Below are 24432 nucleotides of genomic sequence, written 5' to 3'. Positions count from 1 at the left end.
CCGCTAGTGCATTCCGCGCAGCAGACGGGCCAGCACCGGAACAATGACGGTGTTGGGGGCCGGACCTGAACTCAGGAACTGTTTGAGTCCCCGTACCAGCCCTGCGGCGTTGACCACCTGCACGGTCTCCTGCGCTTCGGAGCGGCGGTGCCGGTCGATGACCGGTTCGTGCAGGTTGCCGTCAGTGCTGTGGACGACGGTCCAGCCGGTCACATTGAGTTCCGGAAAGATATCCTGCATCCGGCGCACCACATGGGACAGCTGGGGCGGGGCGATGGACCGGCCGCCGTGGGTGAGGGCGGCGCCGTTCCACGCATAGGCACCGGGCGGCAGCAGCATCGAACCGAGAATGGCCATGCGGTAGCCCGAGAGGACGACGTGGTCGATGTGGCTGTTGTCCGCGGGGGACTGCAATCCGTTGACTAGGCGCGCGGCCGGGATCGCAGGAAGGATCTGCCGGCTGATGAGCTGCACCGTCCGCATCTCCCGCTGGATCCTGGCCTCCGCTCCGAAAATTCCCCGCTTGCGCGGCAGCCCGTGAACCTGCTGCCGGGCGAGGCTTTCCGGGATCAGCGGCACCTCGTTGGTCCCCGCGTATTGCTCGAACGGCGGCACGAACACGGCAGCGTCCGCCGCCGTGTTGCGGGGGGTATTGGGCCGCCGGACATTCGCTGAGGCGCGGCTCCGGGCGGCGGGAGCATCAAAGTGCGCCCCCTCATCGGGGGACGGGCCTGCGAAGGCGCCGCGTCCGCCGCCGTAGGACCGGTCGTACTCAGCCCGGCTTCTGGCATCGATCAGCGTCTCGTACGCGAGCGTGACGCGCCGGAACGCGGCGGGGTCACCGCCGTGATCAGGGTGGGCCGTGCGTGCGGCCCGGCGGTAGGCCACTTTGATTTCCTTATCCGTCGCCGTCACGGGGATGCGGAGCACCTGGTAATGCGAGCTGTTGCCCTGCGTCAAGCAAAATCCTTTGCGTCGATGGTGCCAGCCCATCCTGGACGTCCGGCCTGGCCAGTTTAACCGGCAAGGACAAGAACGAGCGCAAGGGGACGGAAGGTTCCCTGCGGCTGGCATAATTTCGCGCATGGTCATCGCTGTCGCCGTCAACCCACGGGCTTCCTTCAGCCGCGGGCTCCACGCCGGCGGCGAGGCGGCCAAGTGCTTCCGGGATGCCGGGGCGGAGGTGCTGGTCCTTTCCGCGGACAGTTATGCCGCGCTCGCGCTGTCCGTGGACCAGGCGCTCGTCTCGGGGGTGGACGCGCTCGTCGTCGTAGGTGGCGACGGCATGGTCCACCTTGGCGTCAACGCGCTCGCGGGAAGGGGCGCGCCCTTCGGCGCAATTCCCCTGGGGATCGTTCCGACCGGCACGGGAAACGACATGGCGAGAGCGCTCGGCCTGCCCGCCCACGACGTACCCGCGGCCTGCGCCAGGGTGCTCGAGGCGCTGGCGTCCGGCGGCCGGCTGATCGACGCAGGACGGGCGACATCCGAAGGCCGGTCCTGCTGGTTCGCCGGAGTGGTCTCCGCCGGGTTCGACGCGGCAGTCAACGAACGGGCCAACGCCTGGCGGTGGCCCCGGGGGAAAGCCCGCTACCACCTGGCCCTGCTCCGGGAGCTTGTCTCGTTCCGGCCGATCAACTACACGGTGACGGCGGACGGCGAGCGCTGGCAGCAAGGCGCAATGCTGATCTCGGTCGCCAACGGTCAATCGATCGGCGGCGGCATGAGGATTACCCCCAACGCCCTGCTCGACGACGGCTGTCTGGACCTCTTCATTGTCAGCCCGCTGTCGCGCGCCGGCTTGCTGAAGGTCTTTCCACGGGTCTTCTCCGGCGGTCATCTGGGGCATCCGGCGGTTCAGATCCGGCGGGTGCGAAAGGTGGTGCTGTCGGCGGCGAACGTGGTGGCATACGCCGATGGTGAGCGGCTCGGCCCGTTGCCGCTGACCATCGAGGTGGTTCCCGATGCTGTTCGCGTCCTGGCCTAGCCCGCGGGGGCAACTCCCGGATCAGGCAACGCGCCGCCGTGCGTGATCCTTCGCCTTGATGCCGGTCAGCAGGACGCCCACGACGACCATGATGCCGCCCGCCACCTGGACCAGGGTGAGCGGCGTTCCCAGCGCCACGGTGATGACGGCCGTGAAGACCACGATCAGGTTCAGGTAGTTCCCCGCGGTACCCGGCGGGGTGGTCTTCAGGGCAATGTTCCACAACAAATAGGCGCCCAGGGACGGGAAGACCACGATGTAGGCCAGTGACCAGGCCTCCGCCTGCGTTTGCGGAAGCCGCACCTGTGCGGCGAGGGCGAACGGGGCCAGCATTACGGCCGCAATCGCCACCTGGACGGCAGTCGCCGAGATGGCAGGGACATCCAGCCGGCGGGCGATGATTGTGTAGAAGGCCCAGACGACGGCCGCGCCGATCATCAGCACTTCGCCACCATTGAGAGAAAAACTGAACACCCGCTGCAGCTCGCCCCGCGTGAGGACCAGCAATACGCCGAGCAGGCCGAGGCAGATGCCGGACCAGCCCAGGCGTGTCGTCCGCTCGCCGAGGAGGACGATCGCCAGCACCACGATCAGCGCCGGATTGGCTGACGTGATCAGGGCCGCGTTCACGGCGGAGGTCTGGCCGAGTGCGCCGTACAGCAGCAGGGTGTATCCGCTCATGCCCAGTGCGCTCAGCAGCAGGAGCGCCGGCCAGCGGCGCAGGACCGCGTGCCAGTCCGGTTTCTCCACGACGTGGGCCAGGAGCAGCAACGGGACGGCGGCGAGCGTCCATCGCCAGAATGTCAGGTCCAGTGGCGTCATCGATTCCACCGCAGCCTTGCCGACAATGAAATTCCCGGACCAGAACAGGGCGGCAAGGACAAGGTACAGGGACGCTTTCACCGCTCGAATGTACACCCGTGCCGGCCGGGACCCGCAGGTAGAATTGCCTTGTGTCCGTCTACCTTGATCATGCCGCCACCACCACCCTTGCACCGGAGGCCCTGGCCGCGCTGACCCGCGAACTGGCCCGGACCGGCAACCCGTCCTCGCTGCACGGATCGGGCCGCCGCGCCCGGCGTGCCGTGGAGGACGCCCGCGAGGTGCTGGCGGCTGCGGCCGGCGCGCACCCCTCGGAAGTGATCTTCACCTCGGGTGGAACGGAGGCCGACAACCTCGCCGTTAAGGGCCTCTACTGGGCCCGGCGCGCTGAGAACCCGGCCCGTACCCGCATTCTGTGCACCGCCGTCGAGCACCACGCCGTGCTCGACACCGTCGAGTGGCTCGAGCGCCATGAAGGAGCCGAGGTGACCTGGCTGCCCGTGGACGCGGACGGCATCGTTGAGCTTTCCGTGCTGGCCGAGGAGCTTGCGCGGGACCCTGCGTCGATCGCTCTCGTCACGGTGATGTGGGCCAACAACGAGGTCGGCAGCATCCAGCCCATGGCCGAGATCGTGCGGCTGGCCCACGGGGCCGGGGTTCCGGTCCATTCCGACGCCGTCCAGGCCTTCGGCTCCGTGCCCGTGGACTTCCGTGCCAGTGGCCTCGCTGCCATGTCGGTGTCCGGGCACAAGATCGGCGGCCCGGTCGGCGTCGGGGCGCTGCTGCTGGGACGCGCCGTGAAGCTGACTCCGGTCCAGCACGGCGGAGGGCAGGAGCGCGACGTCCGCTCCGGAACGCTCGACACCGCGTCGATTGCGGCCTTCGCCGCGGCAGCCGAAGCCGTCACTGCCTCGCTCCGGGTCGAAGCGGGCCGCATCGCGGCGCTCCGGGACCGGCTGATCGACGGCGTCCGGACGGCCGTGCCCGACGCCGTTCTGCGCGGGGCTCCCGGTAGCAGGCGGCTCCCGGGCAATGTGCATTTCACTTTTCCGGGCTGCGAAGGTGACTCGCTGCTGTTTCTGCTGGATCTGGCCGGCGTCGAATCTTCCACCGGGTCCGCCTGCACCGCGGGCGTGCCCCGGCCCTCCCACGTATTGCTGGCCATGGGGCTGGATGAGGACACGGCCCGGGGAGCCCAGCGCTTCAGCCTGGGCCATTCCTCCACCGGGGCCGACGTCGACGCGTTGCTCGCTGCCCTGCCCGGCGCCTACTCCCGCGCGCGCCAGGCCGGCATGGCGGGGCACGAATCCAGCATCCAGACCGCCGGCACCGTGGCCCGCCGGTCCGCCGGTCCTGGCTAACGGACGGCCCGGGCTGCAGCGATGCGCCCCGGACGTTTTTTGGGCAGAAAACGGCGTGGCGATAGAATGGACCAGCAGGGCGTTGTGCTATCCGACGCCGGCATTCACCAGCCCCCACAGAAAGCCAGTATGCGAGTTCTTGCAGCCATGAGCGGCGGCGTCGATTCCGCCGTTGCCGCAGCCCGCGCCGTCGAGGCCGGGCACGACGTCGTCGGCGTCCACCTTGCCCTATCGCGGATGCCGGGCACCCTGCGCACCGGCAGCCGCGGCTGCTGCACCATCGAGGATTCCCGCGATGCCTGGCGGGCCTGCGACGTGCTCGGTATCCCTTACTACGTGTGGGACTTCTCCGAGCGTTTCAAGGAAGACGTCGTCCAGGACTTCATCGACGAGTACGCTGCAGGCCGTACCCCCAACCCCTGCATGCGCTGCAATGAGCGGATTAAGTTCGCCGCGCTGTTGGAGAAGGCGATCGCCTTGGGGTTCGACGCCGTGTGCACCGGCCACTACGCCAAGGTGATCACCGACGCCCAGGGCAACCCGGAGCTGCACCGGGCCGCTGACTGGGCCAAGGACCAGAGCTACGTGCTCGGTGTCCTCACGCACGAGCAACTCAGGCACTCCATGTTCCCGCTCGCGGACACGCCCTCCAAGGCCGAGGTCCGCGCCGAGGCCGAGCGCCGCGGCCTGTCCGTGGCCAACAAGCCCGACAGCCACGACATCTGCTTCATCCCCGACGGCGACACCGCCGGCTGGCTGGCCGAGAAAATCGACATGACGACCGGCGACATCGTGGATGAATCCGGCGCCAAGGTCGGCGAGCACCCGGGCGCCAACGCCTTCACCGTCGGCCAGCGCCGCGGCCTGAAGCTGGGAACCCCGGCCGCCGACGGCAAGCCGCGCTTTGTGCTGGAGATCCGGCCCAAGGAGAACAAAGTGGTCGTCGGGCCCGAGGCGCTGTTGGCCATCGACGAGATCCGGGGCATCAAAGTGTCCTGGGCCGGGCTGCCCATCGCGGAGATTGCCACCGGCGGGCAATTCGACTGCTACGCCCAGGTCCGCGCCCATGGCGACCCTGTGCCCGCAACGGCGCACATGGACCACGGCGACCTCGTTGTCACCCTGACGGAACCGCTGCGCGGCGTGGCCCCCGGGCAAACTGTGGTGCTCTACCAGGGCAGCCGGGTCCTGGGACAGGCCACCATCGACGCCGCCCGGTCGCTGCAGCGGGCGGTCCTTTAGCGGGCGGCCTGCCAGCGGGCGGCCGGCCAGCGGACGGACGGCCGTCGGACGGCCGGGCCCAGGAGCCGCACACCTCGGGTGTGCGGCTTTTTTGTCGGCCGGAACCGGCCGGCCCCGCCCTTGGGCAGCGAAGAAAATGACAGGCGTGGCCCAATCGGATAAATTTTGTGTCTCATCTCACAAGATGTAACGATTTACCTGATGGTGGTCTGGTTGAATCAAGGCATCAGGACAGTGCTCTGCCCCGCGTCATGACCAACATCAGTTCCGGGCAGCGCCCCAGTACGCATCGAACAGAAAGTCCACAGATGGCAATGAACAAAAAGGCCCTGCAGAGCGCCATCGCGCTCGCCGGGGTATCCGCCTTCGCACTAACCGCCTGCACCGGCCCTTCCGGCGGCGGTACGTCCACCGGCAGCGCCGCCGGCGGAGGCACCGTGACGTATGGCACCACCGACAAGGTCGTCACCCTCGACCCGGCCGGCTCTTACGATGCCGGCTCCTTCATGGTGATGAACCAGATCTACCCGTTCCTGCTCAACTCGAAGCCCGGCACCGCCGACTCCACGCCGGACATCGCCGAGTCGGCATCCTTCACGAGCCCCACCGAGTACACGGTCAAGCTCAAGCCCGGCCTGAAGTTCGCCAACGGCCACGCCCTGACGTCCTCCGATGTGAAGTTCTCCATCGACCGCGTCGTCAAGATCGCTGACGACAACGGTCCCGCCTCGCTGCTGGGCAACCTCGATTCGGTGACGGTCAAGGACGACTCCACCGTGGTGTTCACGCTCAAGGCCGGCAACGACCAGGTCTTCCCGGGCGTCCTTGCAGCCAATGCCGGTCCGATCATTGACGAAGAAGTCTTTCCGGCGGACAAGTTGTTGACGGACGATGAGATCGTCAAGGGCAAGCCCTTCGCCGGTCCCTACACGATCGAAAGCTATAAGAAGAACGAACTCGTGGGCCTCAAGGTCAACCCGGACTACCAGGGCCTGCTTGGCAAGCCGGCCAACGGCGGCGCCACGATCAAGTACTACGCCGATTCGAACAACCTCAAGCTGGATGTCCAGCAGGGCAACATCGACGTCGCCGGCCGCAGCCTGACGGCCACCGACGCCGCCGACCTCGAAAAGGACTCCAAGGTCAAGGTCTACAAGGGACCGGGTGGTGAACTGCGCTACATCGTGTTCAACTTCGACACCATGCCGTTCGGTGCCAAGGCCGCCGATGCCGATCCCGCCAAGGCCCTCGCCGTGCGGCAGGCCATGGCCGACGTCGTCGACCGCGACGCGATCGCCAGCCAGGTCTACAAGGGGACCTACCTGCCGGCCTACTCTGTTGTTCCGGACGGCTTCGTCGGGGCCATCCAGCCGCTCAAGGAAATGTACGGTGACGGCAGCGGCAAGCCCAGCGTCGATAAAGCCAAGAAGGCCTTCGCCGACGCCGGCGTGAGTGCTCCGGTCACCATCAAGCTCCAGTACAACCCGGACCACTACGGCAAGTCCTCGGGTGACGAATACGCCATGATCAAGGAGCAGCTCGAAAAGTCTGGCCTGTTCAAAGTTGAGCTGCAGTCCACCGAATGGGTCACCTACTCCAAGGACCGCACGGCTGATGCGTACCCCGTGTACCAGCTCGGCTGGTTCCCGGACTACTCCGACGCTGACAACTACCTCACGCCGTTCTTCGTCCCCGGCAACTTCCTGAAGAACCACTACGAAAACCCCGCCGTCACGGACCTGATCAGCAAGCAGCTGACCACCGTTGACAAGGGTGAGCGCGAAAAGGTCCTCGGTGAGGCCCAGACGGCCGTCGCCAAGGACCTGTCAACGCTGCCGCTGTTGCAGGGCGCCCAGCTCATGGTCGCCGGCAAGGACGTCAAGGGTGTCGAAAAAACCCTCGATGCGTCCTTCAAGACCCGCCTTGGTGTCATTTCCAAGTAGGTCTTACCCCCATCCGGTTCTGACCAGCCAACGAGGCGGGGCGCCCCTGCGGCGTCCCGCCTTGGTGCTGAGACAGGACAACCGATTCCGAAGCCCGCAAGGGCCCAGGAACACACATTTAGGTACCAATGACAACACTTATCGAGGCGCCGCCGACTGACGGCGAAGGCCTTCTGCCGATAAAGAAGAAGAAGTCCGGTGGGGGACTGGGCCGCTACATCCTCATCAGGTTCTTCCTGATCTTCCCGACGATCCTCATCCTGGTCACCATGGTGTTCTTCCTGATGCGCACCACCGGCGACCCCATCACCGCCGCCCTGGGCGGCCGGCTTCCACCGGAGCAGCTCCAGGAACGCATCACTGCCGCCGGCTACGACCGGCCCATCTTTGTGCAGTACTTCGAGTACCTGGCCCAGCTCATCACCGGCAACTTTGGCACCACACTCTCGGACAACCGGCCGGTTTCGGAAATGCTGGCCACTTACGGCGCCGCAACCCTGGAACTGACCATCAATGCCCTCCTCGTGGCGCTGGTCGTGGGCATCCCCCTGGGACTGCTCGCCGCGCACCGGCGCGACAAGGGACCCGACGCCGGGCTTCGCGTCTTCGCGATTCTCTGCTACGCGACACCGGTGTTCTTCTCCGGGCTTCTCTTCAAACTGACGTTTTCGGTCTGGCTGGGCTGGCTGCCTGTCGCTGGCCGCGCGACGCCGGCCTCGGAGCTCGCCCTGACCTCGCTCGGGGCGCCGACCGGCATCTACTGGCTGGACGCCATCCGCAGCGGCAATACTGCCGCGCTGGCGGACGTCATGGCGCACGCCGTCCTGCCGGCCCTGGCTCTGGGGCTGCTGACGGCAGGCATCTTTTTGCGCCTGGTCAGGACCAACGTGATTGGCACGCTCGGCAAAGACTACGTCGAGGCCGGCCGCTCCCGCGGTGTCAGCGAATACCGGCTGGTCACCAAGCACGCCTACAAGCCTGCCCTGATCCCCATCATCACCGTGATGGGACTGCAAATCGCCGTGCTGCTTGGCGGCGCGGTCCTGACCGAGACCACGTTCGAATGGAAAGGGCTGGGGTTCCAGCTCGCTACCTACCTGACGGCCCGCGACTTCGTGGCAGTCCAGGGCATCGTGGTCCTTCTTGCCGTCATTGTGGCTGTGACCAACTTCTTCGTGGACATAGTCGCCGCGCTGATCGACCCCCGCGTGAGGTACTGATATGAGCACCACTGCCGTTACTGAACCCATCAAGGACCCCCGGGGGCCGTGGTTCCGGCGCCTGCCGGTCATCTCGCACTTCAATAAGAGCGTCGGCCTGCAGCGCGGAATGCTCGTCGCCGGGCTTGTGCTTACCGCCGTGTTCCTGCTCACCGCGTTGCTTGCCCCCCTGATCGCGCCCTTCGGTTTCTCCCAGATTTCCGACGCCGACGGCGGCTTCCCGGCGCAGCAAGCCCCCGGCGGCAAGCACCTCATGGGCACCACCGTCGGTGGCTACGACGTCTTCTCGCGCGTCGTTTGGGGGGCGCAGACCGCCGTCCTGGTCATCATTGTGGCCGTGATCATGTCCATTTTCATCGGCGTGATCCTGGGCCTGGTCAGCGGCTACATCGGCGGCTGGCTGGACCGGACGCTGGTGGTGATTGCCGATGCCATCTACGCCTTCCCGCCGCTGCTGGTGGCGATTGTCATGGCGATTGCCATAAGCGGCGGAAGGTCAAGCCTCTGGGGCGGCATCCTCGCGGCGGCGATCTCCATCACCGTCGTCTTCATTCCGCAGTACTTCCGCGTTATCCGGGCCGAGACCATCCGGCTCAAAGCAGAACCCTTCGTGGAATCGGCCAAAGTGGTGGGCGCCTCCAACATCCGCATCATGCGCCTGCACGTGTTCAAGAACGCCACCCGCACCCTTCCCCTGATCTTCACCCTCAACGCCTCCGAGGCCATCCTTACCCTGGCCGGCCTGGGCTTCCTGGGCTTTGGCATTGAGCCGACGTCCGCCGCGGAATGGGGCTTCGACCTCAACAAAGCGCTGGCAGATACCACGTCCGGGATCTGGTGGACAGGTGTATACCCCGGCCTCGCGATCGTCCTGACCGTCCTGGGCCTGACACTGGTCGGGGAGAGCATCAACGACCTCAACGACCCCCGGTTGCGTGGCCGCAAGAAAGCCGTCGCCGGCAAAGGCGGCCCGGACTCCACCACCGCCGCCAAAGCTGCCCTCGAAGCAGAAGTGAGAAGTTCATGACCAGCAACATCGATACAACCGGCCCCGCAGCCGGCCCCGTCCTCGACATCGACCACCTCAAGGTCACCTTCGCCACCGACGCCGGGGATGTATACGCCGTCAAAGACGTGAGCCTGACGGTCAACCCGGGCGAAGTCGTGGCGATCGTGGGCGAGTCCGGCTCCGGCAAAACCGTCACCGCCAAGACCATCCTCGGTCTTCTGCCGGAGACCGCCATCAGTTCCGGCGCGGTGCTGATCAACGGCAACAACGTGATCAGCGTCAGCCCGGCGAAACTGCGGGAAATCCGTGGCCGCGACGTTGCCATGGTTTTCCAGGAGCCTTCCACCGCCCTCAACCCGGTCTTTACTGTGGGCTGGCAGATCGCCGAGGGCATCCGTTCGCACGCCCGCCACGGGAAGTCAGCACGGGTCAGCGCCAAGGAAGCCAAGACCCGCGCCATCGAAGCGCTCCGGAAGGTCGGCATCCCGGACCCGGAAACCCGGGTCAACTACTATCCCCACCAGTTTTCCGGCGGACAGAAACAGCGCGTGGTGATCGCTGCCGCACTCGCGCTGAACCCAGGACTGATCGTGGCGGACGAGCCCACAACGGCGCTTGATGTCACGGTGCAGGCAGAAATCCTTGAGTTGTTGCGGGACCTCCGGGACCAGTACGGCACCTCGATCGTGCTGATCACCCACAACATGGGTGTCGTGGCCGACCTCGCCGACCGCGTCGTGGTGATGTACCAGGGGGACGTCGTTGAAGAGGCAGCTTCACGGGTGCTCTTCGCTGAGCCGAAACAGGAGTACACCAAAAAGCTCCTGGCGGCCGTTCCGCACCTTGGCCGGAACTCCGCTTCCGAGGGCATGACCGAACGGGCGCACCAGGGCGGGAAAGTGCTCGTCGAGGCCACCAACCTGACCATCGAATACCCCGGCCGGTTGGGAAGCCCCGCCTTCAAGGCGGTGGACGGGGTCAACTTCACCCTGTCCGAAGGCGAGGTCTTCGGCCTGGTGGGGGAGTCCGGCTCCGGCAAGACCACCATCGGGCGGGCCATCGCGGGCCTGAACCGGACCACCGGGGGCAGCTTGAAAGTGCTGGGCTATGAGATGCTCAACCTTAAAGAGCGCACGTTCAAGCCGCTGCGCAAGGAGATCGGGTTTGTGTTCCAGGACCCGGCCGCGTCGTTCAACCCCCAGCTGACGATCGGGGACTGCATCGCCGAACCGTTGATCATCCACACCAATCCCAGCCCGGCCCAGGCCAGGCAGCGGACCCGGGAACTGCTCGAAGCCGTGCAGCTGCCGGCGGCCTACGCCGACCGTTTCCCGCATGAACTCTCCGGCGGGCAACGGCAGCGGGCCTCCCTCGCGCGCGCTCTCATCCTGAACCCGAAGCTCCTCGTCGCCGACGAGCCGACCTCGGCCCTGGATGTCTCTGTCCAGGCGGTCGTGCTGGAATTGTTTAAGGAAATCCAGGCCGAATTTGGCTTTGCGGCCCTGTTCATCAGCCATGACCTCGCCGTGGTGGACATTCTCTCGCACTGGGTTGGCGTTCTCTACAAGGGCCAGATGGTGGAGCAAGGGCTCGGAAACCAGGTGATGGGCAACCCGCAACACGCCTACACCAAGAAGCTGATTGCCTCCCTTCCCGTGCCGGACCCGGACGAGCAGGCCAAGCGCCGGAAGGACTTCCGCGCCGTGCTGCACAGCTAAGCCCCTCGGCTGCAGCCCGAGGGACATGCCCGTCCTTTCCCTTGAACGGCGGGTATGTCCCTTGGGTAGGCCGGTCCCGGGCCGGCATCGGAAAACGCGCCGAACTGGCCGCCGGGCGTACCTGCGCCCGGAGCTTGGCAGCGGATGCGATGAGCGCCGGTGCCTCTAGACTGGACCAATGACCGAGCAGACCCGAACTCTTCCCGACGCCGAATCCTATGACCCCGGAGCCAGCTCACTGGCCGGTCAGGTGGATCCCGCGGTGATGGCAGAGTTGTTGTCGATCCGCTCAAGCATCGACAACATCGATGCCACCCTCGTTTACCTTCTTGCCGAGCGGTTCAAGGCAACCCAAAAAGTCGGAGTCCTCAAGGCCACCCACAAGCTTCCTGCCGGCGACCCTGGCCGGGAGACGGCACAGATTGCCCGGCTGCGACGGCTCGCCGCCGAAGCCCACCTTGACCCGGCCTTCGCAGAAAAGTTCCTAAACTTCATCATCGGTGAGGTCATCCGGCACCACGAGGCCATCGCCGAAGACCACGAGGCAGCCACCCAGGCCGCCATTGCGCACGCCGCCGGTTCCCCCGCGCGTGGCTCCGCGGGCCCCGCCGACTCAGCCGGGGCATGAGCGTGGCTGCCCCCGAACGTCCGCTGCCGGGCGAGGTCACTGCCACCGCCCTGGGCACCTGGCCCGGAGAGGACCCGTTGGAGGCCGCGCGCATCATCCGCGGTGAACTTGGCAGCCCGCACTTGCCGTTCCTGGCCGAGCTTCCGGACCGGGGCGTCGGATCCGACGCTCTGGGCCGGACGGCCGCCCTGCTGGTGGACCTTTCCGTGGACGTCCAGCCCTACGGCTGGCGCATTGTGGACCGGCCGGGCAAGGACCTCAAACGGGCGCGCTCGGCACTCTCCACCGACATCAACATCCTCGCCGACGTGATCGGCGCCGAAGACACCGCAGCTCCGGACCTCAAGGTCCAGCTCCGCGGGCCGCTCAGCCTCGCCGCCGGACTGCACCTGCACAACGGGGAGCGCGCGCTGATCGACTACGGCGCCCGGCGGGACCTTGCGGCCTCCCTGGCCGCAGGAGCCGGCAGCTACCTCAGCCGGGTGGCGGCCGCAGCTCCCGGCACCCGCCTCGTGGTGCAGATCGACGAGCCCGAGATCGCGTCCGTGCTGGCCGGTACGATTCCCACCTCGAGCGGCTACCGGACCCTGCGTTCAGTCTCAGGACAGGAAGCCACCGACTCCTGGACGATCGTCATCGACGCGTTGCGGGCGGCCGGCGCCGCGGAGGTGGTGATCAGCGTCCCGGACGTCGAGGCCCCCATCAACCGGATAGTAGCGGCCGGCGCTGACGGGATCGCCGTACCCCTGCGCGCGCTGACGTCCCGCCAATGGGAACAACTCGCCGGCGCTATCGAGGGCGGTAAGAGACTGTGGGCCGGAGCGCTCGAGGTCTCCACCCCCGCAGCGGCGATGCCCCGGGTAGCCGACGTCGTGGACACCATCTGGCGGCCGTGGCGCCAGCTTGGCCTGGCCCCCGCGGCTCTGGGCGGGATCCGGGTCACCCCCTCGGACGGGCTGGCCCGGCTTTCGCCGTCGGCCGCCACGGCAGCTTTGACGCGGCTGACGCAGGTGGCCGACGGCCTCAACCAACTCGCCCTCGGCTAGCGCCGTCCTGTGCCGCCGTCAGCTGCGGCTTTCCCAGCGGTCCGGCCTGGCGTAATCCGGCAGGAAGCCCGATGACGTCAACCGGCCGGGGTAGGGTTCCAGCCGGTAGTCGAAGTATCCCGCGTAGACCAGGACCAACCCGAGCTGCGGCTGGATCACCTTGACCTGGATGCGGTGTTTCCCGGCCGTGCCCTCCCCGGGCGCCCACCACTGTTCGGCGTAGGCTTTGGCATCGAGCGCGGCCGGTAACGGAATCCGCAGCGGGCCCAGGAGCAACCGGGAGGCCTCCGAGACTCCCCGCAGCCGTCCTCCGGCGGTGACACCAAGATTGAGGTCCGTGACGAGCCGCCGGTACCGCCCGACATAGTCCAGCAGCCGGGGCTGGCCGCCGGCATCGTCCCAGCTTGTGGTGTCGTGGAACAGCCGGGTGGTGCCCGGAAAGAAGATTTCGCGGCGTGCGGTGAGGCTGGAGCGGCCGAACGGGTCCAGGTGGGCGTGGTTCTCGATCCGAAACCGAATGTTTTCCCCGTACTCCGGGAAGAACGCCTGCTCTCCGCCGGCAAGCCGCAGCAAGGGGCGAAGCCAGCTCTGCCGGCAGCCCACCACCTCGAAGACGCCTTCCCCGACGCCATAGTGGCCGGACCCGGGCGTGAGGGAAAAGTACTCCTGCAGCTCCGGCTGCAGCCGGCCGAAGTCAGTGCCGAGGGCCCGGTGGTAGATCGGGTTACTCAAAGAAGCCTCCTGGGGTTTCACGCGGTTAAAGTGTTGCTGTCCACAGCATGCGGGATGGACGGGGTTTCTTCCAGCCGGCGGGCGCACCGCCGTCGCATCAATGAGCCACCCGGGTGGCGGCGGCGCCATGCCCGGGCAGGGCTGAATACGACAAAGCCATTGCAATAAGGGAATATATACATATGAAGGCACGCATTCTGGTAGTGGACGATGACGAGGCGCTGGCCGAGATGATCGGTATTGTGCTGCGCAATGACGGGTTCGAGCCCGTCTTTTGCGCTGACGGTGGGCAGGCGCTGGAGGTATTCCGCTCCGCCAAACCGGACCTAGTCCTGCTGGACCTCATGCTTCCGGGCATCGACGGCATCGAAGTCTGCCGCCAGATCCGCGCCGAGTCAGATGTTCCGATCGTGATGCTCACAGCCAAGGCGGACACCTCCGACGTCGTCCGCGGGCTCGAGTCCGGAGCAGACGACTACGTGCCAAAGCCCTTCAAACCGGCCGAACTGGTCGCCCGTGTCCGCGCCCGGCTAAGGCCCGGTGACCAGAAGGCGCCCGAAACCCTGCGCATTGCCGACGTTACGATCGATGTGGCCGGCCACCTCGTCAGCCGTGGAACTGAACGGATCTCGCTGACGCCGCTGGAATTCGACCTGCTCGTTGCCCTGGCCCGCAAGCCCTGGCAGGTTTTCACCCGGGAACTCCTCCTGGAGCAGGTCTGGGGGTACCGGCATGCCGCAGACACCCGGCTGGTCAACGTCCACGTCCAGCGGCTCAGGTCAAAGATCGAACGTGACCCGGAAGCCCCCGAAGTTGTATTGACGGTCCGTGGTGTCGGCTACAAAGCAGGCTCCTGAGCCACCGGACGGCCAGAACGGGGCCGCCCCGGTCAACGATCCCACGGCAGTTGACCCGGCCGGCGCCGACCACGTGACGGCAGGCACCCCGGCCGCAGGCGGGCAGTCGTTGCCTTTCCGCACCCGGCTTTGGGTGAAGCGGGCCAGAATCGTCGGCGTCCGGGTGGCGCGGTTGGTCGGCATCGGGGCCTCCCGCCTGGTGCCAGGGACCCGTTACCTGCTGCGCTCCGTGCACCGCCGGTGGCGGCGGTCCCTGCAGTTCCGGACCGTGCTGACCACTCTGATGCTGGCCGTCTTCTCCTTCGCCGTCGTCGGCGCGTATTTGTCCCATCAGATCGCCGCCAATCTCTTCCAGGAACGGCTCGTCCAGGCTGAGTCGGAGACGCGCTATAACGTCAAGGAGGTCCAGGACACGTTTGACGGTGCCCAGGTTACTGACCAGTCGAGCGTGATCACCCTCGTTTATGACACCCTTAATGCCGTCGAAGGCCGAGGCTCCGTGATCCAGCGGCGCTACGTCTTCGAGGCCATGCCGGAACAGACCAAACCCCGCAACCGCTGGGTCGAATCCCGGGCGTCGGACCAGCTCACCATCAGCGTCATCCCAACCGAGCTGCGGGCCGCCGTGCAGGATTCGGGCAAGGAACAGTTCTGGGCGTCCACGGAGTTCCCGGTGGGTACTGAAGACCGGCCCGGCATCGCCGTCGGCAATAAGGTGACCTTCAACGGCACGGTCTACGAGCTGTACCTGATCTACGACTTGAACACCGCCCAAAAAACCCTCGACGAGATCCAGAACGTCCTGCTGGCCGGCGGCGCCGTGCTGGCGCTGCTGATCGGCGCCGTGGCCTGGTATGTGACCCGCAACGTGGTCAGCCCCGTCAGCCACGCCGCCCTTGTCTCCGAAAAGCTCGCTGCCGGACAGCTGCAAGAACGAATGGTGGTCAAAGGCGAGGACGAGGTCGCCCGGCTCGGGGCTTCCTTTAACCACATGGCGGCGAGCCTCCAGGAGCAGATCACCCAGCTGGCCACCTTGTCACAGATGCAGCAGCGGTTCGTTTCTGACGTCTCCCACGAACTCAGAACCCCGCTGACCACGGTGCGGATGGCCGCTGAAGTGCTCTACGAGGCCCGCGACGACTTCGACCCCATCAACAAACGCTCCGCTGAGCTGCTCTACAACCAGGTGGAGCGTTTCCAGTCGTTGCTGGCAGACCTGTTGGAGATCTCCCGCTTCGATGCGGGCGTGGCCACCCTCGACGCCGAACCGGGCGACATTGTGCAGCTTGTCTCGCACGTGATGGAAGGCGTTGCTCCGGTGGCCGCCGCGTATGGCTCCGCCGTCACCCTCAACGCGCCTGCGGGCAGCATCATCGTTGATATGGACGACCGCCGGATCGACCGGATCCTGCGCAACCTGGTCCTGAATGCGCTCGAGCACGGCGAGGGCCGTCCGGTGAACATCTCCGTGGCCGCCAACGACCATGCGGTGGCGGTGGCGGTCCGCGACCACGGCATCGGTCTGGCCCCCGCAGAGGCGGCACGCGTGTTCGACCGGTTCTGGCGGGCGGATCCGGCCCGGGCGCGCACCACGGGAGGCAGCGGCCTTGGGTTGTCCATTGCTGCCGAGGACGCGAAACTCCATGACGGCTGGCTTCAGGCCTGGGGGCGCAAAGGCAGCGGGGCCAACTTCCGACTCACCCTCGCGCTGCGCCGGGGCGAGATCATTACTAAGTCCCCCCTCCAGCTGGAGCCGGTCGACGTCGGCCTGCAGGACGACCGCAGCGAGCGGACCATGCTCGTGCTCGATCCCAGCCCGGCGCCGCGCGCTGATGACCGCGCCCGCGCTGCAGGCAGCACCGCCGGTGCAGCCGCCGCGGACCCGGGGCCTGCGGGAAGCGGGACTGATACGACCGGACCCACAGCAACCGGAACGAAGGAGCGGTCATGAGCCAGACCTCACGGAAGGCCAGCCGTGCCGCGGCGGCGTTGCTGGTGGTGCTGGTGTTCCTGCTGACCTCGTGTGCGCAGATCCCCCGGTCGGGCCCGGTCGGAAAAAGCACCGACGAGAGCGCCGGCAACCCCAATAACGCCCCCGTGTTCTTCCCGTCCGCCCCCCGTGAGGGGGCCGGGCCGGAAGCGGTGATCGAGGACTTCTATCTCGCTGGCAGCGGCTACGAGGACGACTACGCCGTCGCGCGGCAATATCTGACCCAGGCGTCGTCGGTGACCTGGAAGCCTGACCAGCGGGTGCTCGTCTTCCGGTCGGCCCGTGTTGTGCCGACTGGCGTGGAAAACGTCTTCAATTACGAACTGGACGTGTCCTATTCCGTCGATGTGGACGGGGTCGCCACCCAGCTCCCCGAAGGGACCAAGGAAAATATTCCCGCCACCCTGACCAAGGTGGACGGACAGTGGCGCATTGCGGAACTCCCGGACGGGACGGCGATCCCGGAAGAAACATTCAAAGTCATCTACGGCGCCTATCCGATCTACTTCTATGACCCGACGTATACGTACGCCGTGCCCGATGTCCGGTGGTTCATCAAGAAGAAGACCGTCAAGGCCATGACCAGCGCATTGCTCGGCGGCCCGGCACCGTATCTCAAGGGTGCGGTGGTCAGCGCCTTCCCCTCGGGCATTAAGCTGGCCCGCGAATCGGTCCCGGTGGTGTCCGGCGCAGCGCAGGTGGACCTGACAGCGAAGGACCTCGTTGAGGCGTCCAATGAGGACCGGTTGCGGATGCAGACCCAGCTCGCCCTCACGTTCCGCAGCCAGCCCGACGTCATCAATGTGGAGCTCCGGGCCAACCAGGATCTGGTGCGTGTGGATGACAACGGTTCGGTGCTTCCGCCGATCCGGGACAAGAACGTTCCAGCCCGCCAAATCGCCGTGAGCAACAACGATCTGGTCCGGTACGAGAACAACCGGATCTCGCCGCTTCCTGACATGCAGGCGGTGTCGGCCCTGGCTCCCCGGGTTCCGGCGGAGTCCCCGGTCTCGCAGGCCGTCGCCTTCCTCAACGCCGGCCGCGGGACGTTGTACTCCATCGTGCCCGGCCAGCCCGCCCGCGCCCTGACCACCCGCGCTACCTTGACCCGGCCGTCTTTCGACCGGTACGACTGGGTCTGGACGGCGGGCCCGGGGGCCAGCGGCGCCACGGAACTGATCGCCCACCGGCCGGGCGGCGTGACCGAAGGCGCCGCCGTCCCCGCCGTCACCCTGTCGCCCGCCTGGCTTGCCGGGCGCTCCGTCAAGGAGGTTCGGATCTCCCGCGAAGGCACCCGCGCCCTCGTCCTGACGGAGCAGAATGGCAAGACCCGGGTCCAGATCGCCGGTATCGTCCGGGCAGCCGACGGCACCCCCAAGGAACTTACTGTGCCGACGACGCTGTTGGCGACCAGCAATCCGGATCAAGGCGTGTGGGTCGATGACTCGACGGTTGCCGTCATGAAGGGCTCCTCGACCGAGCCCGTCACCCCGGAACTGCTGTACCTCACGTCATCCCAGCCGCAACAGCTCGCCCCGTGGCCGGGCCTCACCGCGCTCAGCGCCGGCAACGGCAGCGAAGAAATCTATGCCCAGTCCGCCGACGGCATCTTCCTGCGGCTCGGCAACGGCTGGTCCCCCCAGCTCAAGGGGCCCATCGATCCGTCGTACCCGGGATAGGGTTCCGGCCAGCTCCCTGCGGAAGCGGTCGTCGACAGCGGTCGCGCAGGCATCCTTCTGCCCGCGGTGATCCGCGCCGCGTGTCCACATAAGCTGCCACGGGCCGCTTTGCGTCCGCCGCAGAGGCGGAAACTTGCCGGATGGAGACACCCCCGCCAGCCCGGGACGGCGAGCAAGACGGTCAAGCCGGCGACCAAAGCCGCCCCCGGAGCCGGGCCGGCACAGGCCCCCGCCGGCGCACGCGCCCGGCCGACCCCGACCTCGCCCCGGTTGCCGCGGGCACGGCAAGACACCGCGGCGGTTACCGCCGGCCGCTGGCACGGCTCGCGGAGTCGGCCGCGGCAGCCGCGGCCGAAGTCCTTGCGCTCGCGACGCCGGTGGATTGCGTATGTTGTGGAGCAGAAGATCTGACGCTTTGCGGCGGTTGCGAACGGCAGGTCCGTCAGCTGATGCGCCAACCGTTCCGGGCAGAAGCACAAGCCCCGGCCCTCATGGACGTCGACGGGTCCGTGCTCCTTCCGGTCGTGGCTGCTGGAACCTACCGCGCGGAGCTGGCGCAGACGGTACTGTCCTTCAAACGCCACGGCCAGCGACAGCTCGCCGTGGTGTTGTCCATCGGCCTGGCCCGAGCCATCAAGGCAGCTGCCGGGCAGACCCCGGGTCTGCTGCTGGTGCCAGTGCCGACCAGCAGCCGGGCCTACCGGAAGCGGGGCTTCAGCCCGGTCCACGTATTGCTGGACCGGATCGGCCGGACCTGGACCGAAGGGGAACCGTACTGCCGGGTGAGCACCGTCGCCGCCCTCCGGAAGACCGGAGGGCGGGCCAGGGTGGCCGGGGCCGGCTACAGCCTCCCCGGGATCGGGGCAGGACCCGGCGGGCAGAAGGGCTTGGGGCGCAAAAACCGGGCGCAACGGGTGCGCGGATCCATGCGGGTGCGCCGTGGTCCGTTCTGTCCCGACCTGACGGGACAGCCCTGCATCATCGTCGATGATGTCCTCACGACCGGGGCCACGTTGGCCGAAGCTGCACGGGCCTTGCGGGAGGCCGGCGCTCTGGTGCGGGGCGCCGTCGTCCTCGCCGCGACACGCCCGCCGGTGACGCACAATCTGGGCGAGGCAGGCCGCCAGCTGGCGGAAGAAAGCCCCTCAAGCAAAATATAAACCGAAAAAGGATGAATTAGAGGGGGCTATGAACTAACGTCGGAGATGGGTACCAAGAATAGATGTACCTGTCGATAGCGGCTCGGAAAGGGGCTCGACTGTCAGTCAGATCGGCCCCCCGGAAGTACCGCCGTCGTGTCACCGAAGTCATTTGGAGGGCACCATGGAGTTCATGATCAGCGGACGTAATTTGACGGTCTCGGACCGTTTCCGCGAGTACGCCGACGAGAAGATCTCGAAGATCGCGTCGCTGGGGGACAAAGTCCAGAGAGTGGACGCGAAGGTTTCCAAGGAGACCAAGGCCCGGCAGACCGACGAGATGCTCACGGTTGAGCTCACCGTCCTGGGGCGGGGCCCCGTCATTCGAGCCGAAGCCAGCGCCGCTGACAAGTTTGCCGCGTTCGATCTCGCCTACAACAAGCTCCTCGAACGCTTGCGCCGAGCAAAGGACCGCAAAAAGGTCCACCATGGCCGGCACACCCCCAAGTCCGTCACGGAGGCGACGGCCACCCTTGAGCCCGCCAGCACCAGCGAGCCCATCTACGTCGAGGCCAATCACTGGCAGGAGCCCAAAACGGCTCCCGCGGAGAAGTCGCCGTATGAGGTTGAGAACGATATCCCCGCCGGAGACTCGCCTGTACTCATCCGCCGGAAGGTCTTTCCCGCAGCATCGCTCACCCTTGATGATGCAGTAGACAACATGGAGCTCGTGGGCCATGATTTCTATCTTTTCGTGGACAAGGAGACCAAGGCGCCGTCCGTCGTGTACCGCCGCGAGGGATGGACCTACGGGGTGATCAGTCTGGACCAGACGTGTGAGCCGGGCCAGGCTCCGCTGGAAGAGAAGATCCTGGCTTACCGCTCCGAGGATGAGCCCGCCAGCGCATAAGCTGGTGCCGACCATCCAATGAAGGGACAGGCGTGCAGGAAGTGCTGAGCCTCAAGCAGGCACGGCGGATCGCACTGGCAGCCCAGGGATTGGATAAGGTACGGCCCGCCGGACCCGTCAGCGTACGGGCGGTGGGCCGTACTTTTGCCCGGCTCCAGCTGGTCCAGATCGATTCCGTCAATGTTCTGGCGCGGAGCCACTATCTGCCGTTCTTTTCCCGGTTGGGCAACTATGACCGCGCCATCCTTCGCCGGATGGCCGGCACCCACCCGCGCCGCATGATGGAGTACTGGGCGCACGAGGCCAGTTTTATCCGCCCTGAGCATTTCCAGGACCTGACCCTGTGGCAAAACCGCTCCTGGGTGGGGGCGCACAACATGGACGCGGACCTGCGGAAAAGTGTCGCGTCCCGCGTCCTTGAGGCGCTGGCCGACGGACCGCCGCTGACCGCCGCCGAACTCACCGCCCGCCTGGGTCACATCGAGGACCGGCAACAGGACAATTGGGGCTGGAATTGGAACGCGGTGAAAAGGGTTCTGGAGCATCTGTTCGAGGCAGGCCATATTTCGGCCGCATCCCGCACAGAGTCCTTCGAGCGGCGCTACACCCTCACGTCCAGGGTGCTCACCGAACGCCCGGCCGGGACCTCCGGCACCCCGGAGGCAGGACCGGATCCAGAGAACGCGCTGGTGCGCCTCATTGATGCCGCCGCCCAGGCCCACGGGATCGGCACGCTGCGGTGCTTTGCGGACTACTTCCGGATGCCCATGCGTCCGTCTGCGGCGGCCGTGGCGCACCTGGTGGACGCCGGAAAGCTCCTGCCTGTTACGGTGCGCGGTTGGGACAAGCCCGTCTACCGGCATATCGAGGCGAAGCTGCCCCGCACCGCCACCGGCCGTGCGCTCCTGAGTCCCTTCGACTCGCTGGTCTTTGAGCGGCGACGCCTCGAAGACCTGTTCAACTTCCACTACCGCATCGAGATCTACACCCCGGAGCCTAAACGCCGGCACGGATATTACGTGCTGCCGTTCCTGCTCCGCGATGGAATGGTGGCCCGTGTGGACCTCAAAGCCGACCGCGCCAACGGTCTTTTGCTGGCGAAGGCGGCCTACGCGGAACCGGGAGCTCCCGCCGACACCGCGGTCGAACTGGCCGCCGAACTCAGGCTCATGGCAGAGTGGCTTGCACTGGACCGGGTTGTTGTGTTCCCGAAAGGGGACCTGGCGCCGGCGCTCGCCGACGCCGTGTGCGGAGCGGGACGCGGTGGATCCGCTGAGAGGGAACAGGCGTAACCGCCGCTGCGTCTCTCCCGTAGACTAAACACGCCAGAATTCGGCAGCTTGAGACTGGGAGCAACTTCACGTGGCATCACTTATCGAAAAACTTCTCCGCACGGGTGACAAAAAAACCCTAAGGCAGCTGCGGAACTATGCTGATTCCATTAACGCCCTGGAAAGCTCCTTCCAGACCTTCAGCGACGCCGAGTTGCGCGAAGAAACAGACCGTCTCAGGGCCCGGCACGCTGACGGCGAAATACTGGATGATCTCCTGCCCGAGGCGTTCGCCGCAGTCCGCGAGGCCTCCTCGCGCACGCTGGGGATGCGCCACTTCGACGTCCAGTTGATGGGCGGCGCTGCCCTGCACCTGGGCAATATTGCGGAGATGAAGACCGGTGAAGGCAAGACCCTGGTAGCCACCGCTCCGGCCTACCTGAACGCCCTCACCGGCAACGGCGTGCACGTTATCACCGTCAACGACTACCTGGCTGAATACCAGTCGGACCTCATGGGACGGGTGTACCGGTTCCTGGGCCTGACGAGCGGCTGCATCCTGTCAAACCAGGACCCCTCCGTGCGCCGCGAACAGTACACCGCGGACATCACCTACGGCACCAACAACGAATTCGGCTTCGACTACCTCCGCGACAACATGGCGTGGGACAGATCCGAGCTCGTCCAGCGCGGCCACCATTTCGCCATTGTCGATGAAGTGGACTCCATTCTCATCGATGAAGCCCGGACCCCTCTGATCATCTCCGGACCAGCCCAGGGCGACACCAACCGCTGGTACAGCGAGTTCGCCAAGGTGGTCACCCGGCTCAAGTCCGAGGAGGACTACGAAGTCGACGAAAAGAAGCGCACCGTTGGTGTGCTTGAAGCCGGCATCGAGAAGGTCGAGGATTACCTCGGCATCCACAACCTGTACGAGTCCGCCAACACCCCGCTGATCGGTTTCCTGAACAACGCCATCAAGGCCAAGGAACTGTTCAAGCGGGACAAGGATTACGTCATCCTCGACGGTGAAGTCCTGATCGTTGACGAGCACACCGGCCGTATCCTGGCCGGCCGGCGCTATAACGAGGGCATGCACCAGGCGATCGAAGCCAAAGAGGGCGTCGAGATCAAGGCTGAAAACCAGACCCTCGCCACGGTCACCTTGCAGAACTACTTCCGCATGTACGACAAGCTCGCAGGCATGACCGGTACTGCCGAAACCGAAGCCGCAGAATTTATGAGCACCTACAAACTGGGTGTCGTCGCGATCCCGACCAACCGGGACATGACGAGAATTGACCAGGCCGACCTTGTCTATAAGAACGAGGCCGTCAAATTCGACGCCGTCGTCAAGGACATCGCCGAGCGGCATGAAGAGGGCCAGCCGGTCCTGGTCGGCACTACGAGCGTCGAGAAGAGCGAGTATCTCTCCCGGCTGCTGGCCAAGGAGGGCATCCGGCACGAGGTCCTCAACGCTAAAAACCACGCCCGTGAGGCAGCGATTGTGGCCCAGGCCGGGCGCAAGGGTGCCGTCACCGTGGCGACCAACATGGCCGGCCGCGGTACCGACATCATGCTCGGCGGCAACGCCGAGTTCACCGCCGTCGCCGAGTTGGCTTCGCGCGGACTGGATCCGGAAGAGAACTCCGAAGAATATGAGGCAGCCTGGCCGGCTGCCTTCGAGGCCGCCAAGCAGTCCGTCAAAGACGAGCACGAGGAAGTCCTGACCTACGGCGGCCTGTACGTGCTGGGCACCGAGCGCCACGAATCACGGCGAATCGACAACCAGCTCCGCGGCCGCTCCGGCCGTCAGGGCGACCCCGGCGAGTCCCGGTTCTACCTGTCGCTGACGGATGACCTGATGCGCCTGTTCAACTCCGGGGCGGCGGAACGGCTCATGAACAGTTCCGTGCCGGACGACGTCGCCCTCGAATCCAAGCTCGTCTCCCGTGCCATCGCCTCCGCGCAAGGCCAGGTAGAGGGCCGCAACGCCGAACAGCGCAAGAACGTCCTGAAGTACGACGACGTCCTGAACCGCCAGCGCGAAGCCATCTACGGTGACCGCCGCCGCATTCTTGAGGGCGACGACTTGCACGAAAAGGTCCAGTTCTTCCTGGAGGACACCATCACCGCCTTCATCGAGCAGGCCACCGCTGAGGGCAATGGTGACGACTGGGACTTCAACTTATTGTGGTCGAACCTCAAGACCCTCTACCCTCTGAGTGTCACGCCACGCGACGTCATCGACGAAGCCGGCGGAAAGTCCCGAATCACGGTCGAATTCCTCAAGGAAGAGATCCTTTCCGATGCCCGCCTCGTCTACCAATCCCGTGAAGAAACCATCGGGCACGAGAGCATGCGCGAACTCGAGCGGCGCGTCGTTCTGTCGGTGATCGGCCGCAAATGGCAGGAACACCTCTACGAGATGGACTACCTGAAGGAAGGCATCGGGCTGCGCGCCATGGCCCAGCGCGACCCTCTGGTGGAATACCAGCGCGAGGGCTTCATCATGTTCCAGGCAATGATGGAGGCCATCCGCGAGGAAAGCGTCGGGTTCCTCTTCAACCTTGAGGTCGAGGTGACGCCCGCCGCAGACGTCGTCGTTGCGGACGCCGCGGGCCAGCACACCGAACACCAGGAACCGCAGATCCATGCCGCGGGGTTGGAGGCGCCCGAAAAGCCGGCCCAGCTGCAATACACCGCACCCGGAGAAGACGGTACGGCCCAAACCCGGGTGGAGGCCAAAGTCCCGGGCCGCTCCGGCAACCCCGCCAAGGCCGGACAGGACGCGCCGCGCCGGCCGGGGAAAAAGAAGAAACGCTAACCGGCCGCGGGCAGTACACCGCGGCCCGGACGGGGCGTGCAGTAGGAAAGC

The 24432-nt window shown here is 66.2% G+C and carries 19 protein-coding genes; 16 read left to right on the top strand and 3 right to left on the bottom strand.

Features of this window, described 5'->3' with window-relative positions; all coding sequences use genetic code 11:
• Nucleotides 1-3 precede the first annotated feature (3 nt).
• On the bottom strand, nt 4-960 hold the full coding sequence (locus tag VUN84_12710) for a DnaJ domain-containing protein (protein XAS63163.1): 957 nt from the start codon (nt 958-960) through the stop codon (nt 4-6).
• A 124-nt stretch (nt 961-1084) separates the two neighbouring features.
• On the opposite strand from VUN84_12710, the gene VUN84_12705 reads away from it, so the two are divergent.
• On the top strand, nt 1085-1987 hold the full coding sequence (locus tag VUN84_12705; protein XAS63162.1) for a YegS/Rv2252/BmrU family lipid kinase: 903 nt from the start codon (nt 1085-1087) through the stop codon (nt 1985-1987).
• Between the two features lie 21 nt (nt 1988-2008).
• Here the strand turns inward: VUN84_12705 and VUN84_12700 are convergent, their stop codons facing one another.
• A complete protein-coding gene (locus VUN84_12700) occupies nt 2009-2890 on the bottom strand; it encodes a DMT family transporter (protein ID XAS63161.1) in 882 nt (293 codons plus the stop codon).
• Nucleotides 2891-2940: 50 nt separating this feature from the next.
• Between VUN84_12700 and VUN84_12695 the strand changes: the two genes are divergently transcribed.
• The 8 genes from VUN84_12695 (at nt 2941) to VUN84_12660 (ending at nt 12976) form a co-directional block, all read left to right on the top strand.
• Nucleotides 2941-4170: a cysteine desulfurase family protein gene (locus VUN84_12695; protein XAS63160.1), complete on the top strand. Its 1230-nt coding sequence runs from the start codon at nt 2941-2943 to the stop codon at nt 4168-4170.
• Nucleotides 4171-4299: 129 nt separating this feature from the next.
• Nucleotides 4300-5412, top strand: a complete 1113-nt coding sequence (mnmA, locus tag VUN84_12690) for a tRNA 2-thiouridine(34) synthase MnmA (GenBank protein ID XAS63159.1) — start codon at nt 4300-4302, stop codon at nt 5410-5412.
• A gap of 308 nt (nt 5413-5720) precedes the next feature.
• Complete coding sequence (locus tag VUN84_12685) at nt 5721-7355, top strand: ABC transporter substrate-binding protein (protein XAS63158.1); 1635 nt, start codon at nt 5721-5723, stop codon at nt 7353-7355.
• 128 nt (nt 7356-7483) lie between these two features.
• Nucleotides 7484-8575 carry an ABC transporter permease gene (locus VUN84_12680; GenBank protein ID XAS63157.1) on the top strand — a complete coding sequence of 364 codons (1092 nt, stop codon included), beginning with the start codon at nt 7484-7486 and terminating at the stop codon, nt 8573-8575.
• Nucleotide 8576: 1 nt separating this feature from the next.
• Complete coding sequence (locus tag VUN84_12675) at nt 8577-9602, top strand: ABC transporter permease (GenBank protein XAS63156.1); 1026 nt, start codon at nt 8577-8579, stop codon at nt 9600-9602.
• Nucleotides 9599-11302, top strand: coding sequence for an ABC transporter ATP-binding protein (locus VUN84_12670; protein ID XAS63155.1), 1704 nt, complete (start codon nt 9599-9601; stop codon nt 11300-11302). Before VUN84_12675 ends, VUN84_12670 begins: the two co-directional genes overlap by 4 nt.
• 178 nt (nt 11303-11480) lie before the next feature.
• Nucleotides 11481-11930, top strand: a complete 450-nt coding sequence (locus tag VUN84_12665) for a chorismate mutase (protein ID XAS63154.1) — start codon at nt 11481-11483, stop codon at nt 11928-11930.
• Nucleotides 11927-12976 (top strand): hypothetical protein, encoded by a 1050-nt coding sequence (locus VUN84_12660; GenBank protein ID XAS63153.1) that lies wholly within the window; start codon nt 11927-11929, stop codon nt 12974-12976. The genes VUN84_12665 and VUN84_12660 overlap by 4 nt, the downstream gene beginning before the upstream one ends.
• An 18-nt stretch (nt 12977-12994) precedes the next feature.
• On the opposite strand, the gene VUN84_12655 is transcribed toward VUN84_12660, so the two are convergent.
• Nucleotides 12995-13708, bottom strand: a complete 714-nt coding sequence (locus tag VUN84_12655; protein ID XAS63152.1) for a DUF4166 domain-containing protein — start codon at nt 13706-13708, stop codon at nt 12995-12997.
• Between the two features lie 182 nt (nt 13709-13890).
• Here VUN84_12655 and mtrA point away from each other — a divergent pair, with 182 nt between their 5' ends.
• The 7 genes from mtrA to secA all read left to right on the top strand — a co-directional run bounded on the left by mtrA (nt 13891) and on the right by secA (nt 24381).
• Nucleotides 13891-14565, top strand: a complete 675-nt coding sequence (mtrA, locus tag VUN84_12650; GenBank protein ID XAS63151.1) for an MtrAB system response regulator MtrA — start codon at nt 13891-13893, stop codon at nt 14563-14565.
• Between the two features lie 109 nt (nt 14566-14674).
• Nucleotides 14675-16516 carry an MtrAB system histidine kinase MtrB gene (gene mtrB / locus VUN84_12645; GenBank protein XAS65851.1) on the top strand — a complete coding sequence of 614 codons (1842 nt, stop codon included), beginning with the start codon at nt 14675-14677 and terminating at the stop codon, nt 16514-16516.
• Nucleotides 16513-18234, top strand: coding sequence for an LpqB family beta-propeller domain-containing protein (locus VUN84_12640; GenBank protein XAS63150.1), 1722 nt, complete (start codon nt 16513-16515; stop codon nt 18232-18234). The genes mtrB and VUN84_12640 overlap by 4 nt, the downstream gene beginning before the upstream one ends.
• 140 nt (nt 18235-18374) lie before the next feature.
• On the top strand, nt 18375-19394 hold the full coding sequence (locus VUN84_12635; protein ID XAS63149.1) for a phosphoribosyltransferase family protein: 1020 nt from the start codon (nt 18375-18377) through the stop codon (nt 19392-19394).
• Between the two features lie 163 nt (nt 19395-19557).
• Complete coding sequence (gene raiA / locus VUN84_12630; GenBank protein ID XAS63148.1) at nt 19558-20283, top strand: ribosome-associated translation inhibitor RaiA; 726 nt, start codon at nt 19558-19560, stop codon at nt 20281-20283.
• 32 nt (nt 20284-20315) lie between these two features.
• Nucleotides 20316-21575, top strand: coding sequence for a crosslink repair DNA glycosylase YcaQ family protein (locus tag VUN84_12625; GenBank protein ID XAS63147.1), 1260 nt, complete (start codon nt 20316-20318; stop codon nt 21573-21575).
• A gap of 70 nt (nt 21576-21645) precedes the next feature.
• The gene (gene secA, locus VUN84_12620) at nt 21646-24381 is read left to right on the top strand and encodes a preprotein translocase subunit SecA (protein ID XAS63146.1); all 2736 of its coding nucleotides are present in this window, start codon (nt 21646-21648) and stop codon (nt 24379-24381) included.
• Nucleotides 24382-24432: the final 51 nt, after the last annotated feature.

It is taken from the genome of Micrococcaceae bacterium Sec5.8, from assembly GCA_039636775.1.
Lineage (GTDB): Bacteria > Actinomycetota > Actinomycetes > Actinomycetales > Micrococcaceae > Arthrobacter.
The sequence above is the reverse complement of the archived record's forward strand: the minus strand, read 5'-3'. Positions and strand labels throughout refer to the sequence as shown.

Coding starts and splice junctions, on each gene's coding strand:
- VUN84_12705 (XAS63162.1), top strand. CDS start 1,085: ATGGTCATCGCTGTCGCCGTCAACCCACGGGCTTCCTTCAGCCGCGGG.
- mnmA (XAS63159.1), top strand. CDS start 4,300: ATGCGAGTTCTTGCAGCCATGAGCGGCGGCGTCGATTCCGCCGTTGCC.
- VUN84_12685 (XAS63158.1), top strand. CDS start 5,721: ATGGCAATGAACAAAAAGGCCCTGCAGAGCGCCATCGCGCTCGCCGGG.
- VUN84_12680 (XAS63157.1), top strand. CDS start 7,484: ATGACAACACTTATCGAGGCGCCGCCGACTGACGGCGAAGGCCTTCTG.
- VUN84_12675 (XAS63156.1), top strand. CDS start 8,577: ATGAGCACCACTGCCGTTACTGAACCCATCAAGGACCCCCGGGGGCCG.
- VUN84_12670 (XAS63155.1), top strand. CDS start 9,599: ATGACCAGCAACATCGATACAACCGGCCCCGCAGCCGGCCCCGTCCTC.
- VUN84_12665 (XAS63154.1), top strand. CDS start 11,481: ATGACCGAGCAGACCCGAACTCTTCCCGACGCCGAATCCTATGACCCC.
- VUN84_12660 (XAS63153.1), top strand. CDS start 11,927: ATGAGCGTGGCTGCCCCCGAACGTCCGCTGCCGGGCGAGGTCACTGCC.
- mtrA (XAS63151.1), top strand. CDS start 13,891: ATGAAGGCACGCATTCTGGTAGTGGACGATGACGAGGCGCTGGCCGAG.
- VUN84_12640 (XAS63150.1), top strand. CDS start 16,513: ATGAGCCAGACCTCACGGAAGGCCAGCCGTGCCGCGGCGGCGTTGCTG.
- VUN84_12635 (XAS63149.1), top strand. CDS start 18,375: ATGGAGACACCCCCGCCAGCCCGGGACGGCGAGCAAGACGGTCAAGCC.
- raiA (XAS63148.1), top strand. CDS start 19,558: ATGGAGTTCATGATCAGCGGACGTAATTTGACGGTCTCGGACCGTTTC.